The sequence below is a fragment of the Duganella sp. Dugasp78 genome (genome assembly GCF_059491455.1).
The window spans coordinates 1,296,827-1,312,978 of sequence record NZ_CP168506.1 but is presented as its reverse complement, the minus strand read 5'-3'; the positions used below and the strand labels follow the sequence as shown (position 1 = coordinate 1,312,978).

At 65.0% G+C, this 16,152-nt stretch carries 16 protein-coding genes; 13 read left to right on the top strand and 3 right to left on the bottom strand.

What is annotated here, in order from left to right; genetic code table 11:
• Window positions 1-9: 9 nt before the first annotated feature.
• From ACEN9O_RS05860 to ACEN9O_RS05850, 3 genes are all read right to left on the bottom strand, one after another.
• Complete coding sequence (locus ACEN9O_RS05860) at window positions 10-453, bottom strand: thioesterase family protein (protein WP_495616687.1); 444 nt, start codon at window positions 451-453, stop codon at window positions 10-12.
• Window positions 453-1,151, bottom strand: a complete 699-nt coding sequence (locus ACEN9O_RS05855; protein WP_495616686.1) for a dienelactone hydrolase family protein — start codon at window positions 1,149-1,151, stop codon at window positions 453-455. The genes ACEN9O_RS05860 and ACEN9O_RS05855 overlap by 1 nt, the downstream gene beginning before the upstream one ends.
• 76 nt (window positions 1,152-1,227) lie before the next feature.
• The gene (locus ACEN9O_RS05850) at window positions 1,228-2,856 is read right to left on the bottom strand and encodes a M28 family peptidase (protein ID WP_495616685.1); all 1,629 of its coding nucleotides are present in this window, start codon (window positions 2,854-2,856) and stop codon (window positions 1,228-1,230) included.
• 72 nt (window positions 2,857-2,928) lie between these two features.
• On the opposite strand from ACEN9O_RS05850, the gene ACEN9O_RS05845 reads away from it, so the two are divergent.
• The 13 genes from ACEN9O_RS05845 to ACEN9O_RS05785 all read left to right on the top strand — a co-directional run bounded on the left by ACEN9O_RS05845 (window position 2,929) and on the right by ACEN9O_RS05785 (window position 16,047).
• Window positions 2,929-3,735, top strand: a complete 807-nt coding sequence (locus tag ACEN9O_RS05845) for an SDR family oxidoreductase (protein ID WP_495616684.1) — start codon at window positions 2,929-2,931, stop codon at window positions 3,733-3,735.
• A 143-nt stretch (window positions 3,736-3,878) separates the two neighbouring features.
• The gene (locus ACEN9O_RS05840; RefSeq protein ID WP_495616683.1) at window positions 3,879-4,187 is read left to right on the top strand and encodes a hypothetical protein; all 309 of its coding nucleotides are present in this window, start codon (window positions 3,879-3,881) and stop codon (window positions 4,185-4,187) included.
• Between the two features lie 49 nt (window positions 4,188-4,236).
• Window positions 4,237-4,482 carry a hypothetical protein gene (locus ACEN9O_RS05835; RefSeq protein WP_495616682.1) on the top strand — a complete coding sequence of 82 codons (246 nt, stop codon included), beginning with the start codon at window positions 4,237-4,239 and terminating at the stop codon, window positions 4,480-4,482.
• A gap of 224 nt (window positions 4,483-4,706) precedes the next feature.
• Entirely contained in the window at window positions 4,707-5,015 is a 309-nt protein-coding gene (locus tag ACEN9O_RS05830; protein ID WP_495616681.1) for a hypothetical protein, read from the top strand.
• 49 nt (window positions 5,016-5,064) lie between these two features.
• Window positions 5,065-5,310, top strand: coding sequence for a hypothetical protein (locus ACEN9O_RS05825; RefSeq protein WP_495616680.1), 246 nt, complete (start codon window positions 5,065-5,067; stop codon window positions 5,308-5,310).
• A gap of 224 nt (window positions 5,311-5,534) precedes the next feature.
• Window positions 5,535-5,843, top strand: a complete 309-nt coding sequence (locus ACEN9O_RS05820) for a hypothetical protein (RefSeq protein ID WP_495616679.1) — start codon at window positions 5,535-5,537, stop codon at window positions 5,841-5,843.
• Window positions 5,844-5,892: 49 nt separating this feature from the next.
• Window positions 5,893-6,138 carry a hypothetical protein gene (locus ACEN9O_RS05815; protein WP_495616678.1) on the top strand — a complete coding sequence of 82 codons (246 nt, stop codon included), beginning with the start codon at window positions 5,893-5,895 and terminating at the stop codon, window positions 6,136-6,138.
• Window positions 6,139-6,361: 223 nt separating this feature from the next.
• A complete protein-coding gene (locus ACEN9O_RS05810; protein ID WP_495616677.1) occupies window positions 6,362-8,620 on the top strand; it encodes a DEAD/DEAH box helicase in 2,259 nt (752 codons plus the stop codon).
• Window positions 8,621-8,890: 270 nt separating this feature from the next.
• Window positions 8,891-10,738, top strand: coding sequence for a TnsB C-terminal domain-containing protein (locus tag ACEN9O_RS05805; protein WP_495616676.1), 1,848 nt, complete (start codon window positions 8,891-8,893; stop codon window positions 10,736-10,738).
• Between the two features lie 320 nt (window positions 10,739-11,058).
• Window positions 11,059-12,624, top strand: coding sequence for a flavin monoamine oxidase family protein (locus ACEN9O_RS05800; protein WP_495616675.1), 1,566 nt, complete (start codon window positions 11,059-11,061; stop codon window positions 12,622-12,624).
• Window positions 12,621-13,034, top strand: coding sequence for a c-type cytochrome (locus ACEN9O_RS05795; RefSeq protein ID WP_495616674.1), 414 nt, complete (start codon window positions 12,621-12,623; stop codon window positions 13,032-13,034). Before ACEN9O_RS05800 ends, ACEN9O_RS05795 begins: the two co-directional genes overlap by 4 nt.
• Before the next feature lie 11 nt (window positions 13,035-13,045).
• Window positions 13,046-13,561: a RidA family protein gene (locus ACEN9O_RS05790; RefSeq protein WP_495616673.1), complete on the top strand. Its 516-nt coding sequence runs from the start codon at window positions 13,046-13,048 to the stop codon at window positions 13,559-13,561.
• Window positions 13,562-13,608: 47 nt separating this feature from the next.
• Window positions 13,609-16,047: a TonB-dependent receptor plug domain-containing protein gene (locus ACEN9O_RS05785; protein ID WP_495616672.1), complete on the top strand. Its 2,439-nt coding sequence runs from the start codon at window positions 13,609-13,611 to the stop codon at window positions 16,045-16,047.
• Window positions 16,048-16,152: the final 105 nt, after the last annotated feature.

Below are 16,152 nucleotides of genomic sequence, written 5' to 3'. Positions count from 1 at the left end.
GGCGCGGCCTCAGCTGATTCGGTTGACCTTGGGGAATTTGGCCAGGAAGTCCGGCGCCATCGGCGTCACCTGGCCGGTCTGGTAGTTGAAGAAGACGAAGCCCGACTTGGCCATCGCCACCAGCTTGCCGTCCTTGGGGCGGGTCACGCGGAAGGTGATGTCGCCGCCGTAGGCGTTGAAGTCCATCACGCCGATCTCGAACAGCAGCTGGTCGCGCGCGTGGGCCTCGGCCTTGTAGGTGGTGGCCAGGTCGGTGACGATGATGCCGACGCCGTCGCTGCCGGTCTCCTGCACGCCGAAGTCGTACAGGAAGCGGGCGCGCGCCTCGGAGATCATCGAGATCATCGAGTCGTTGCCCAGGTGGTTGGCGCCGTTGATGTCGGTCACGCGCACCGTCAGCTGGGTGGAGAAATAATATTGGTCCTCCGGGAAGGCCAGCGTCAGGCGCGCCATTACAGCTGCTCGCCGACGAACAGCAGCGTGTTGCCGTGCGCCTGGGCGGCGGCGCGCTGGTGGTAGGACGAGCGGTGGTTGCAGTTGAAGCCGTGCTCGGCCCCCGGGTAGATGTGGATCTCGACCTGGTCGTTGTCCTCGAAGCGCTCGGCGATGCTTTTCACGGCGGCCGGCGGGATGTGGCTGTCGGCGCCGCCGAAGTGCATCAGCATCGGCACCGTGATCTGGCCGGCGCGCTCGAGCGCGTTGTGGATGCCGCCGCCGTAGTAGCACACCGCCGCGTCCACCAGGCCGTTGGCGGCCGTGTGGTAGGACAGCTTGCCGCCGTAGCAGAAACCGATCGAGACGATCTTGTCGCCCACGCCGTCCATGGCCCGCAGCGCCCTGGCGGTGGCGGCGATGTCGGATTGCGCCAGCGCGAAGTCGTTGGCGTTCATCAGTTCGACGGCGCGCTTCCAGCCGGCGTCGTCGTAACCGAGCTCGATGCGCGCGCCGTGGCGCCAGAACAGGTCCGGCGCGATCACCACGTAGCCGTCGGCCGCGTACTGGTCGGCGACGTTGCGGATATGCTGGTTGACGCCGAAGATCTCCTGCAGCAGAACGATGCCCGGTCCCTTGCCGCCGCGCGGCAGCGAGACGTAGGCGCCGAAGCTGCCGTCGGCGGTGGCGATGTCGATCCAGTGGCTGTTGGTTTCCATGGTGTTCCTTGTGCGATGGTTCGGGGAGCGGCCATCCTACCTTGTTTTGCGCGGCGCCGCAGCGCCGCACCACTGCCTAACGTTTGACCTTGCCGAAAGCGTCGCCGGCCTTCCAGCTCTGCATGGCCGGCGCGTTGCCGACCGCGTAGCCGAGGTTGAGCGTGAACTGGGCCTGTTGCACCATGCCCGACAAATCCCAGTCGGCGTGGTATTCGTCGCTGACCTGGTGGTAGTCCTGCTTGAAGGCGACCAGGCGCGCGCTGGACTTGGCCGGGTCCTTGACGAACTCGAAGTGGCCGTCGCCGGAGAACACCGCCGAGCCGACGTTAAACGCCGGCACGCCGGCCTTGGCGAAGTTGAAGTGGTCGGCGCGGAAGTAGGCGCCCGACAGGTCGGGGATGGACGGCGCCAGCTTCAGGCCCATCTTGCGCGCCACCGCGCCGGCCGCCTCGTACAGGCTGCTGCGCTCGGCCCCGGCCACGCCGATGTCGCGCGTCAGGCCGACAAAGTTCATGCTGTCCAGATTGAGGTCGGCCGTGGTCTGCGCCAGCGGCCAGGCCGGGTTCTGCACGTAGGCGGCGCTGCCCAGCAGGCCCTGTTCCTCGGCGGCCGGCCACAGGAAGACCTGGCTGCGTTTGGCCGGATGCTTGACCGCTTCGGCCGCCATCGCCAGCAGCGCGGCGGCGCCGGAGGCGTTGTCGATGGCGCCGTTCCAGATATGGTCGCTGCGGTCGTCGCGGCGCACGCCTTCGTCCATGCCCAGGTGGTCCCAGTGGGCCGAATACACCACCGCCTGCGCCTTCAGTTTGGCGTCGGTGCCGGGCACGATGCCGGCCACGTTGAATTGTTCGATCTGGCGGATCGCGCTGTGGACTTCGGCGTGCACGCTGGTCTTCAGGTCGACCGGGCGGAACTCGCGGGTCTCGGCCTGGGCGCGCAGCGCGTCGAGGTCGAAGCCGGCGGCGGAGAAGAGAGCGCGCGCGGTGTCCTCCTGCAGCCAGCCTTCGACCGGATTGCCGGCGCCGGCCAGGTGGAAGCGCTCGTGACTGAAACCGTTGGCGGGCACGCTCCACGGATAGGAGGCGGACGGCGTGGTGTGGATCAGCAGCACGCCGGCCGCGCCCTGGCGCACTGCCTCCTCATATTTGTACAGCCAGCGGCCGTAGTAGGTGTAGGCCTTGCCGGCGAAGCGGTTCGGCTCCTCGGCGGTGGGCTGCGGATCGTTGACCATCATGACCAGGATCTTGCCCTTCATGTCGAGGCCCTTGTAGTCGTCCCAGTTTTCCTCTGGCGCGACGGCGCCGTAGCCGACGAACACCAGTGGCGCGTCGATGGTGACGTCGGTCTTGCCGCCGGCGGTGCCGAACACGATCTCGCTGCCGTTTTGCGGCGTGATGCTTTTGCCGTTGGCGTCGAATCGCAGGTAGCTGTTGGCCAGCAGCTTCGTGCCCTCGATCCTGACTGGCATGCGGTAGCCGCCGCCGGCCAGCGGCTTGAGGCCGATGATGGCAGCCTGCGTTTCCAGATAGCGCACCGCCAGGTCGCCGCCGCGCTGGCCGGTGCCGCGGCCTTCGAACAGGTCGTCGGCCAGGAAGGACAGGTGGGCGCGCAGCGGCGCTTCCGTCACCACCGGCGCCTGCTGGGCGGCGGCGTGGAGGGAGGCCAAGGCGAGACTGGTGGCGATGGCGAGGGCTGGAAGGCGCATATTTACTCCGTAATGTGTGATTCGGTGCAGAAGCGGGATATCTTACTGTACTTGCCCAAATAAAGGAGAGCTATGAAAGTCATCATCATCACCGGCAGTTCGGACGGCATCGGCGCCGAGATGGCGCGGCAGCTGGCGCGCAGCCTTGGCGGCGGCGTGGCACTGGTGCTGGCGGCGCGCAACGCGGCCGCGCTGGAGCTGGTGGCCGCCGATTGCACGGCGGCCGGCGCGCAGACGCTGGTGGTGCCGACCGACGTATCGGTGCAGGCGCAGTGCACGGCGCTGGTGGCGGCCTGCGTGGCGCGCTTCGGCCGCATCGATGCGCTGATCAACAACGCCGGCCGCTCGGCGCACGCGCTGTTCGAGGAGGTGGCCGACCTGGCGTGGTACGAGGAGCTCATGAAGATCAACCTGTGGGGCAGCGTGTGGTGCACCCATGCGGCGCTGCCTTACCTGAAGCAGTCGCGCGGCAGCGTCGTCGCGGTGTCGTCGCTGGCGGGGCTGGTCGGCGTGCCGGGGCGCACCGCCTACGGCGCCACCAAGTTCGCCATGGGCGGCTTCTTCGAGGCCTTGCGCGTTGAACTGAAGCCCGCCGGGGTGAGCGTGACGATCGCCTATCCGGGCGTGGTGGCGACGCAGATCCGCTATCGCGGTTTCAACGCGGCCGGCGGAGCGCTGGGCAGCAGCAGCCTGAAAGAGGACAAGGCGATGCCGGTGGAGGAGTGCGCGCGGCTGATCGTCGACGGCATGCAGGCGCGCCGGCGCGAGGTGGTGATGTCGGCCAAGGGCAAGCTGGGGCGCTGGATGAAACTGATCGCGCCCGGTCTGGTGGAGCGCATAGCGCTGGCGGCGCTGAAGGACGAGGTGAAACCGCGTTGAGGGTGTTTGCGGCGAGTTGTAAGCGAGTGTAAGAGTCGGTAAGGGGTTGTAATGTGCGTCAACTGATCGGTGGGCTGCGCCGTTTTTTGCTCATGCGACACGGGATAGTCCCGATGCCGAAACCCAGAAAAAGGAAATACATCATGACCAAAATTATCGCTTCCCTGATCGCCGGCCTGTTCGCAACCGCAGCATTCGCACAAGCGCCAGCCGCCACCACCGCCGCTCCATCCGCCAAGCCAGCCGTGGTGAAAACCGAAGCGAAGACTGAGGTAAAAACCGCAGAAGTCAAAGCAGAAGCCAAGCCTGAAGTGAAAACCGAAGCCAAGGCCGAAGCGAAGACCGCGAAAACCAAAGTCCATCACAAGGCCAAAGAATCCAAAGTCGCAGCGCCAGTCGCCGATGCGAAAGTAGAAGCCAAAGCAGACGCCAAAGTCGCAGCGGCCAAGTAATTCAAAATAACTAAATAAACTATATAAACCATTTTTAAGGAATCGCATCATGAAAAAAGTCATCGCTACCCTGATCGCCACCCTGTTCGCAGGCGCCGCATTCGCTCAAGCTCCAGCCCCTTCGGCTTCCGCAACCGCCGCCGCATCGGCACCGGCTCCAGCCGCGTCGGCGCCAGCATCCAGCGCACCGGCCAAGAAAGTGCATCACAAGAAGGCCAAGACCATGAAGGCCGCCAGCGCACCGGCAGCTTCGACCCCGGCGCCGGCAGCGTCGGCTCCAGCAGCCAGCAAGTAATTCGCTGCCATCGCAGGACGCAGCATGGCTTCGGCCTGAATGCCGCCCAGTTCACACTGGGCGGCATTTTTTATTTCAACGGCCGTCATGCGGCGAGTTGTAAGCGAGTGTAAGAGTCGGTAAGGGGTTGTAATGTGCGTCAACTGATCGATGGCCTGCGCCGTTTTTTGCTCATGCGACACGGGATAGTCCCGATGCCGAAACCCAGAAAAAGGAAATACATCATGACCAAAATTATCGCTTCCCTGATCGCCGGCCTGTTCGCAACCGCAGCATTCGCACAAGCGCCAGCCGCCACCACCGCCGCTCCAGCCGCCAAGCCTGCCGTGGTGAAAACCGAAGCGAAGACTGAGGTAAAAACCGCAGAAGTCAAGGCAGAAGCCAAGCCTGAAGTGAAAACCGAAGCCAAAGCCGATGCGAAGACCGCGAAAACCAAAGTCCATCACAAGGCCAAAGAATCCAAAGTCGCAGCGCCAGTCGCCGCTGCGAAAGTAGACGCCAAAGCAGACACCAAAGTCGCAGCGGCCAAGTAATTCAAAATAACTAAATAAACTAAATAAACCATTTTAAAGGAATCGCATCATGAAAAAAGTCATCGCTACCCTGATCGCCACCCTGTTCGCAGGTGCCGCATTCGCTCAAGCTCCGGCCCCTTCGGCCTCCGCAACCGCCGCCGCATCGGCCCCGGCTCCAGCAGCATCGACGCCAGCATCCAGCGCACCGGCCAAGAAAGTGCATCACAAGAAGGCCAAGACCACGAAGGCCGCCAGCGCACCGGCAGCTTCGACCCCGGCGCCGGCAGCGTCGGCTCCAGCAGCCAGCAAGTAATTCGCTGCCATCGCAGAACGCAGCATGGCTTCGGCCTGAATGCCGCCCAGTTCACACTGGGCGGTATTTTTTATTTCAACGGCCGTCATGCGGCGAGTTGTAAGCGAGTGTAAGAGTCGGTAAGGGGTTGTAATGTGCGTCAACTGATCGATGGCCTGCGCCGTTTTTTGCTCATGCGACACGGGATAGTCCCGATGCCGAAACCCAGAAAAAGGAAATACATCATGACCAAAATTATCGCTTCCCTGATCGCCGGCCTGTTCGCAACCGCAGCATTCGCACAAGCGCCAGCCGCCACCACCGCCGCTCCAGCCGCCAAGCCAGCCGTGGTGAAAACCGAAGCGAAGACTGAGGTGAAAACCGCAGAAGTCAAAGCAGAAGCCAAGCCTGAAGTGAAAACCGAAGCCAAGGCCGATGCGAAGACCGCGAAAACCAAAGTCCATCACAAGGCCAAAGAATCCAAAGTCGCAGCGCCAGTCGCCGATGCGAAAGTAGAAGCCAAAGCAGACACCAAAGTCGCAGCGGCCAAGTAATTCAAAATAACTAAATAAACTATATAAACCATTTTTAAGGAATCGCATCATGAAAAAAGTCATCGCTACCCTGATCGCCACCCTGTTTGCAGGCGCCGCATTCGCTCAAGCTCCAGCCCCTTCGGCCTCCGCAACCGCAGCCGCATCGGCCCCGGCTCCAGCCGCATCGGCGCCAGCATCCAGCGCACCGGCCAAGAAAGTGCATCACAAGAAGGCCAAGACCACCAAAGCCGCCAGCGCACCGGCAGCTTCGACCCCGGCGCCGGCAGCATCGGCTCCGGCAGCCAGCAAGTAATCCGCATCCGCTAGCGCAGGACGTGCCGCCCCGGACCTCTGGCCTGGGCGGCGCAAGAAAAAAGGACAGGCTTAGGCCTGTCCTTTTTTGGCTTGGAACGTCGTGCTTTTGCCTGCAAATGGCCGTTTTTGCCCAAAATTCGGTCCCAAGCGTCGATAGAGAGTAAACTACGCACAAATTTCTTTCGCAATTAGGCGATTCGAACATACTTGTGAGTGACGCCATGTCTGAAACCCCCGCATCCCCGATTACCCTTTTCTCCGATCTGAACCTCAGCGCCCCTCTGATCAAAGCGCTGAAAGAAGTCGGCTACGAGTCGCCGTCGCCTATCCAGGCCGCGACCATCCCGCTGCTGCTCGATAACCTGGACGTGCTGGGCCAGGCGCAGACCGGGACGGGTAAAACCGCCGCCTTCGCGCTGCCCATCCTGTCGCGCATCGATATCAAACAGACCACGCCGCAGGCGCTGGTGCTGGCGCCGACCCGCGAACTGGCGATCCAGGTCGCCGAAGCCTTCCAGACCTACGCCGGTCATATCCCCGGCTTCCACGTGCTGCCGATCTACGGCGGCCAAAGCTACGGCCCGCAGTTGTCGGCGCTGCGCCGCGGCGTGCACATCGTCGTCGGCACGCCGGGCCGCGTCATCGATCACCTGGACAAGGGTTCGCTCGACCTGTCCAAACTGAAAACGCTGGTGCTGGACGAAGCCGACGAAATGCTGCGCATGGGCTTTATCGACGACGTCGAACGCATCCTGCAGGAGACCCCGGAAACGCGCCAGACCGCGCTGTTCTCGGCGACCATGCCGTCGGCCATCCGCCGCATCGCCAATACCTACCTGCGCAATCCGAAGGAAATCACGGTCGCCGCCAAGACCGGCACCAATGAAAACATCCGCCAGCGCTACTGGCTGGTGTCCGGCATGCACAAGCTGGACGCGCTGACCCGCATCCTGGAAGCCGAGAATTTCGACGGCATGATCATCTTCTCGCGCACCAAGCTCGGTACCGAGGAACTGGCGCAGAAGCTGCAGGCGCGCGGCTTCTCGGCCGCCGCCATCAACGGCGACATCCAGCAGGCGCAGCGCGAGCGCACCATCCAGCAGCTCAAGGACGGCAAGATCGACATCCTGGTGGCGACCGACGTCGCCGCGCGCGGCCTGGACGTGGAGCGTATCAGCCACGTGGTCAACTACGACGTGCCGCACGATCCGGAAAGCTACACCCACCGCATCGGCCGCACCGGCCGCGCCGGCCGCAGCGGCGAGGCGATCCTGTTCATCACCCCGCGCGAAAAGAACCTGCTCAAATCGATCGAGCGCGCCACCCGCCAGCCGATCGGCATGCTGGAGCTGCCGACCATCCAGGCCGTCAACGACGTCCGCATCGCCAAGTTCAAGTCGCAGATCAGCGAAACGCTGGCCCAGGGCGAGCTGGAACAGTTCCAGTCGCTGATCGAGGACTTCGAGCGCGAACAGAACATCCCGGCGATCGAGATCGCCGCCGCGCTGGCCAAGATGGCGCGCGGCGACGTGCCGCTGCTGTTGGATAAAAAGCAGCAAGTGGCCGCCGCCACCTGGGACGAGCGTCCGGGCCGCCAAGTGGGCTTTGAACGCAACGACCGTGGCGACCGCGGTGACCGTTTCGAGCGCGGCGACCGCGCCGAACGTCCGGATCGCAGCGAACGCTTCCCGAAAAAGGAGCGCATCGTGCGCGCCGCCGATCCTGGCATGCAGACCTTCCGCATCGAAGTGGGCTACCAGCACGGCGTCAAGCCGGGCAACATCGTCGGTGCCATCGCCAACGAGGGCGGCATCGACTCCAAGCACATCGGCCGCATCGAGATCTACGACGACTACAGCGTGCTCGATATGCCGGACAACCTGACCGGCGACGTGCTCGATCATCTGGCCGGCATCAAGGTCGCCGGCCAGCAGCTGCGTATCAGCCGCGATGGCGGCGAGGGCGCACCGTCTTCGGCGCCAGCGCCGGTTGCGGCCCGTCCGGTACCGGCGCGCGCGCCGGCCGCCAAGGCCGCACCATCGGCAGCACCATCGGCCGCGCCGGCAGCTTCGCCGCTGGCCAAGGCCACGCGTGTGGAATCGGCCGAGGTGGAAGCGGAAGCCGCGCCGAAGAAGAAAAAGGACAAGCCGGGCAAGGTCACCCTGCCGATGAGCGCATTCCGCATCGAAGTGGGCAGCAACCATGCGGCCACGCCGTCCAACATCGTCGGCGCCATCGCCAACGAAGCGGGACTGGAAGCCAAGCATATCGGCCGCATCGAGATCTTCGACACCTACAGCATGCTGGAGCTGCCGGACGGGATGCCGCCGGAACTGTTCAAGCACCTGGGCAAAGTGTGGGTCGGCGGCGCGCAGCTGAAGATCAGCCACGCCGAGCGCATGCCGCCGGAGTCCGGCAAATCGACGCCGCCTAAAAAGCCGGCGCCGGGAGCCAAGGACAAGTTCAAGAAGAAGTATTGATCGCTTAGTTCCAGATCGTTTCACACCACAGGGCCGCAAGGCCCTGTTTTCATATGGCCCCCGCACGTGCACGCGCACGGTGCGCCCCGGCCGCCCCTTGCACCACAAGCACGCCTGGCACCAGCTCCGGCGGGTCCATCTGGCATCGTTTTCATAGGAGCGCACCTGCTGGCCCGTTTATTGCATTGAGGACGAGGTAAGCCGACAAGCCGTTGAGCAAGGAGCACGGAATGACCCCATTGTTTCTACACTCCCGCACACGAGGCCCCGATGCTGCTGCGGAATGACCTGCTGCACTACACGCACCCGTCTCCGCGCACCGTCCGCGTCCTGTGGATCGCCCCCGAGCAAAGCCACGCCTACGTGTTCGACGTGGCGGCGCGGTCGGCCGACGTCGAGCTGGTGGAGCTGCCGGCGCTGCACGCCGACATCCGCGCCGGCCACGCGCGCGTGCTGGCCACCGATCCCTACCTGATGGTGGTCAGCCAGGAGCTGCTGCCGCCCAAGCACCTGCAGCTGCGCGCCCGCGCCTGGCAGATCGTCGAGGCGCTGGTGGCGCTGGAGCCGGGCATCTACGAAGCGCGCCTGCGCGGCCAGCTGGTCGCCCAGGCCACCGCCACGCACGGCGTCTCCCATCCCACCATCTACCGCTACCTGCGCCGCTACTGGCAGCGCGGCCAGACACCCAACGCGTTGCTGCCCGACTACGCCAACTCCGGCGGGCGCGGCAAGGTGCGCCAGGCCTCGGCCGGCGTCAAGCGCGGGCGCCCGCGCAAGAACGGCGCCGACGACGGTCCCGGCATGAACGCCGACGAGGAAATCCGCCGCACCTTCCGGGTCGCCATCGCGCACTACGCGGCCGGCCACCCCAGGTTCTCGCGGCTGCGCGCCTACCAGCAGATGCTGGCCGACTTCTTCGGCGGGCGCCGCATCGACGCCGACAGCGGCCGCGTATTGCCGGCGTCCGGTGCGCAGGCTGCCACGCTGCCGACCTTCGGCCAGTTCAACTACTGGCTCGATCATGACGACGACCGGCCGCCGGAAGTGGCGCGCCGCAGCGCCATCGCCGCGCGCGGCTCCCGGGCCGCCGGCTTCGGCGACCACGCGCACCCGCATCCGCAGGCCTTCGACCCTGCGGCGCTTGCCGGCCGCCCCGGCGCCGTCTTCCACCTGGACGTGGTGCGCGCCGAAGTGCAGCTGGTCTCGCGCGCCGACCGCCACCAGACCATCGGCCGGCCGCTGGTGTACGTGGCGGTCGATGCCTTCAGCCGCATGGTGGCCGGCGTCTATGTCGGCATGGGTGCGCCCAGCTGGCAGCACGCCATGCTGGCGCTGGCCAACTGCGGCGCCGACAAGCAGCGCTACAGCCAGCAGTTTGGCCGCAGCATCGAGGCCGGGCAGTGGCCCAGCCGCCACCTGCCGGAAACCCTGCACACCAACGCCGCCCTGAGCGGCGGCGCCCAGCGCGACACGCTGCTCAACAACTTCAACCTGCGCTGCGTCGCCGCCGACGAGGGGCCGGACGAATGGAAGGCGGTGCTGCAAAAGCGCTTCCTGCTGCTGCCGCCGGAAGCCGACGGCGCCGCCTGCCGGCTGGACGGTGTGCTCGACCTGGACCAGTTCACCCGCATCGTCATCGACTCCATCCTGTACCACAACAACAGCTGCCGCTTGCCCGACGCCGGCCACGCCACGCCGCGCGAGCTGTGGGAGTGGGGCGTGGCGCAGCGCGGCGGCAGTCTGAGGACCTACCCCGAACAGCTGCTGCGCTGCAGCCTGATGCCTGCCGCGCTGGCCACCGTCACCGGCGACGGCATCGTGCTGTTCGACAGCGCCTACACCTGCGCGCGCGCCATCGACGAGCGCTGGTTCGAGCGCGCGCGTCTGCGCGGGCAGTGGCCAGTGCGCGTCGCCTACGATCCGGCCGACATGGACATGATTTATTTATTGGACGCCAACGTACCCATGCAGTTCCACGCCTGCCACATGGTCGACGGCAGCAGCCCGCAGCGCCACCTTGCGGCGGCGGAAATCGCCTGCCTGCCACGGCCCATCCCCGCCGTCTCCGCAGCGCCCCTACGTAGCACTACGCACGCTTTCGCCAGCTTCGCTAACTGATTTCCCAAGCCGATAGCACGCGGCGCTGTTCAGCGCCGTGCATACCACTTCCCGTTAATTCAGTGCACGCATCCTGCTGGTGCGGCGCGCCGTTTTCGCTTTACCTGAACCGTGGTGGCGACAAATAAAGTCTGTCGCCGGAAGTGCGTTGTCCGATGTCGTATCGCCTTATTCCATAAGGATCGCTTCAACGGCGAAGCATGTTTATTTTGCTTGAATCCGTGGCACGGCGATTGCTTGATGAGGACTATGGATTCGCAAGTCACCGGAGGAAGTCGATGGATGGTAAAACAGTAAAATCGTTTAAATCGTTTAGTGCATTGACGCGCAGGGATTTCCTGTATCGGGCAGCTGCGGTGGGCGGCACCGGCCTGCTGCTCAATACCATGAACGCCTGGGGTATGGGCATAGGCTCGACCGCCTCCGAGCCGCCGGCCTTGAGCGGCAGCGGCAAAGGCAAGAAGGTGCTGATACTGGGCGCCGGCCTGGCCGGCATGACCGCCGCCTACGAACTGGGAAAGCTGGGTTACCACTGCCAGATCCTCGAAGCGCGCGCCTTCGCCGGCGGCCGCTGCCAGACCGCGCGCAAGGGCTTCAGCCTGACCGAGCTGGGAGGCGAAAAGCAGACCTGCGATTTCGACGACGGCCAGTACATCAACCACGGCCCGTGGCGCATCCCGCTGCACCACCAGTCGACGCTGCACTACACGCGGCTGTTCGAGGTGCCGCTGGAAGTCATGGTCAACGATAACGACCATTCCTTCGTCTACTCGGAAAACGCCGGCCCCTACGCCGGCAAGCGCATGCGGGTGGCCGAGATCAAGGCCGACATGCGCGGCCACGTCTCCGAACTGCTGGCCAAGTCGGTCAAGAGCAAGCAGCTGGACGCCGAACTGACCGCCGACGACCAGCGCCTGCTGCTGGACTACCTGGCGCATGAAGGCCAGCTGGCCGGCGCCGACCTGCAATACAAGGGCCGCAGCGGCCGCGGCTTCGCGGTCAATCCCGGCGCCGGCGTCTCGCCGGGAGCGGGCACGCCGTCCGACCCACTGGGATTCAAGGACCTGCTGGCCTCCAAGCTGGGCAACGTCTACAGCGCGGTGCAGGATTTCCCGATGCAGAACACCATGTTCCAGCCGGTCGGCGGCATGGACGCCATCGCCAAGGCGTTTGAAAAGCGCGTCGGCAAGAACATCCGCTACCGCTCGGAAGTGCAGACCATCCGCCAGAACGACAAGGGCGTCACCGTCACCTACAAGGACACCGGCAGCGGCAAGGCCTCCAGCATCAGCGCCGACTACTGCCTGGTGGCGATGCCGCTGTCGGTGCTGCGCCAGATCGATACCGACTTCTCGGACAAGTTCAAGAAGGCCGTCGCCACGGTGGCCTACGCGCCGGTCGGCAAGATCGGCCTGCAGATGAAGCGCCGCTTCTGGGAAGAGGACGAGCACCTCTACGGCGGCCACGTGCTCACCGACCTCAAAGGCATCAACACCATCTCGATGCCGTCCTACGGCTGGCAAAAGAAGAAGGGCGTGCTGCTCGGTTATTACCAGTACCAGACGGCCGCGATCGAGATCAGCGCGCTGTCGCCGAAGGAGCGCGCCGCGTTCGCGCTGGAGGCCGGGCAGAAGATCTTCCCGCAGTACACGGAGAACTTCGAGACCGCGTTCTCGGTCGCCTGGCACCGCGTGCAGTACAACCTGGGCGGCTGGGCCGAGTGGACCGACAAGACCCGCGCCGCCGCCTACCCGATCCTGGTGGAGGGCGAGGGCCGCGTGCTGCTGGCCGGCGAGCACCTGAGCTACCTGACTGGCTGGCAGGCCGGCGCCATCGAATCGGCGTGGCAGCAGATCGCCAAGATCCATGAAAGGGCCAGCGCATGAAGGAAGTATTGATCAAGGCGGCGATGGCGATCATCGCCGTGCTGGCCGCCGGCGCCACCGCGCCGTCGCGCGCGCAGCAGATGGATGGCAAGGCGCTGTTCCTGAAGAACTGCGCGGCCTGCCACCAGGCCACGGGCAAGGGCATACCGGGCGCCTTCCCGGCGCTGGCGGGGAACAAATTCGTACAGGGGAAGGGCGCGGAGGTCGCTGCGGTGCTGCTGAAAGGGCGGGGCGGCATGCCCGACTTCAGCGACAGCCTGAGCGACCAGGAGATCGCCACCGTTCTCAGTTTCGTGCGCAGCAGCTGGGGCAACCAGGCCTCGCCGCTGAGCGAGCCGGAGGTGCTGGCGCTGCGCGATGTACTGCAAGTCGACCATTTTAGCAACGGCCAGATGTCCAACAAACACTGAAAGAAGAACGCATGAATAAAGCACTCGTTTCCCTGTTGATCCCGGCCGCACTGGCGCTGCTGCCGGTCGCCGCCGGCGCCGCGCCCAAGGCCGCCGCCGCTGACATCGTCCGCCACAAGATCCCCGGCTCGGACTTCCCGATCGCCCTGGCCGTCACGGTGCCGTCCACCGCCACCATCCACTTCGTCAGCGGCCAGGTGCCGGCCATCGCCGACGCCAGCGCCGCGCCGGATTCCGTGGCCGCCTTCGGCGACACCAAGACCCAGTCCGAATCGGTGCTGAAGAAGATCAAGGAAGTCCTGGAGGGCATGAAGCTCGACATGACGGACGTGGTCAAGATGACCGTCTACCTGGTCGGCGATCCGGCCAAGGGCGGCAAGGCCGACACCAAGGGCTTCATGGAGGCCTACACCCAGCACTTCGGCGGCGCGCAGACCAAGCTGCCGGCGCGTGCCGTGGTGCAGGTGGCGGCCTTGAGCAATCCGGGCTGGCTGGTGGAAATCGAAGTGGTAGCAGCAAAAAAATAATTACGTAACAGGGTCGTACTTTCTTTTTTATTCAATGGGGATTAACTATGCATAAGGCCATACTCAAGACCGGCGTCTCCGCCGTGTTGTCCACCCTGGCGATGGGTTCCGCCTACGCCGCCGACGCAGCTGCAGCAGCGGCCGACGACGCTGCCGTCAGCTCAGTGATCGTCACCGGCACGCGCTCCAGCGGCATCAAGGTGGAGAACAGCGCCTCGCCGATCCAGGTGCTGGACTCGGCCTCCTTGCAGCGCACCGGCCAGCCGGACCTGATCCAGGCGCTGGCGCAGAACCTGCCGTCGTTCACCGCGCAAGCCTTCGGCGGCGATACCGCCAACCTGACGCTGTCGGCCCGCCTGCGCGGCCTGAGCCCGAACAACACGCTGGTGCTGATCAACGGCAAACGCCGCCACGGCACCGCCAACCTGGCCGTGCTGGGCGGACCATACCAGGGCGGCGCCGCGGCTGACCTGAACTACATTCCGGTATCCGCGATCGACCACATTGAAGTGCTGCAGGACGGCGCCGCCGCCCAATACGGCTCCGATGCCATCGCCGGCGTGATCAACATCATCCTCAAGTCGAACAACCACGGCGGCACCGCCAGCGCCACCGGTGGCGGCTACTCCGACGGCGGCGGCCGCACCGGCGACGGCGCCGCCAACATCGGCGTCGAACCGTTCAAGGACGCCTACCTGAGCCTGACCGCCGAATCCAAGTACCACGGCTACAGCGACCGTGGCGGCATCGATCCGCGCGTGATCACCGATGCCAACATGGCGGCCTGGCCCGGCATGTTCCAGCAGGCCGGCTACCCGCACGTCAACCACATCTCGGGCGACGCGCAATACCACCTGAACGTTTTGGCGGCCAACTTCGGCTACGACTTCGCGCCGGACAGCCAGCTGTACGCCATCGCCACCTGGGGCCACAAGGAAGCGCGCGCCTACGAGAACTATCGTCTGCCGAGCCGCCTGCCGAAGGTCTATCCGACGGGCTTCTCGCCGAAGGAAACCATGAAGCAGGACGACTACGCGCTGACCGCCGGCGTCAAGGGCGTGGTGGCCGGCTGGAATATGGACCTGAGCTCCACCTACGGCAAGGACAACAGCAAGATCGGCGTGGCCGATTCGGGCAACGTCTCGCTGTTCAAGGACACCGGCAGCACGCCGACCGTGTTCCACGCCGGTTCCTTCATCGCCAGCCAGCTGACCACGTCGCTGGAAGCGAGCCGCGAATTCGCGGTCGGCTGGGCCAAGCCGCTGAACGTGGCGGCCGGCCTTGAGCACCGCATCGACCAGTACGAGATCGAAGCGGGCGACGCCGCCTCGCGCTACAAGGAAGGCTCGCAGTCCTATCCGGGCTTCTCGCTGACCGACGCCGGCAGCCACCGCCGCACCAACGAGGCGGCCTACATCGACCTGGCCGGCAATCCGGTCACCGACCTGACGCTGGACCTGGCCGGCCGCTACGAGCACTTCTCCGACTTCGGCAACGCCAAGGTCGGCAAGTTCACGGCGCGCTACGACGTCTCGCCGATGGTGGGCCTGCGCGGCACCTTCAGCAACGGCTTCCGCGCGCCGACGCTGGCCGAGGAATACTACTCGGCCACCAACGTCAGCCCGACCAGCGCCTTCGTGCAGCTGGCGCCGAATTCGGCCGGCGCCAAGCTGGTGGGCGTCGACGGCCTGAAGCCTGAAAAATCGACCAACTTCAGCCTCGGCCTGGTGCTCAACCCGGCCGCCAACCTGGCCATCACGCTGGACGTCTACCAGATCAAGATCCGCGACCGCATCGTCGGTTCCGGCGCGCTGTACGGCTCGGGCGGATCGGACAACTCGCCGGCGGTGGTGGCGGCGATCAAGGCCAACGGCAATGTGCTCGACGACACCGTCAGCCAGACCGGCATCAACATCTTCTCCAACGCGGTCGACACCCGCAGCCGCGGGCTGGAGTTCGTCGCCACGCTGAACGAGAACTACGGCACGTGGGGCAAGGTGGATTGGTCGGTGGCCGCCAACTACAACAAGGTCGAAGTCACCAAGATCAACCAGGCGCCGGCCCAGCTGCTGCCGCAGACGCTGCTCGACAAGGCCGCCATTTCCGACCTGGAAACCGCCTCGCCGAAGATGCGCATCAACCTGGGTGCGCTGTGGAAGATCGGCGCCTGGACCATCAACCTGCGTGAAGCGCTGTATGGCAAATCGTCGGAGTACGGCAGCGAGGACGGATCGGTCTACCACCTGACCGAAATCTCGGCCAAGGCGATCACCGACCTGGAAGTAGGCTACAAGATCAACTCCGCCTGGTCGGTGGCGGCCGGCGCCAACAACCTGTTCAACAAGTATCCGAACGGCGTGAACCCGGCGCTGCTGGCCGACGAGCGCGCGGCCGGCGACAACGCGGCGGTGACGGTGCTGCCATCGTTCTCGCCGATCGGCATCAACGGCGGCTACTACTACGTCCGCGCCAACTACAAGTTCTAAGCACTCGGGGGTCAAGTCTGACATTCGGACACGAGCCCTGCCGTAGAAGTCGCTACGGCAGGGTTCGTGTCCGATTGACAGACTTGACCCTCGGGGTTTTATGTG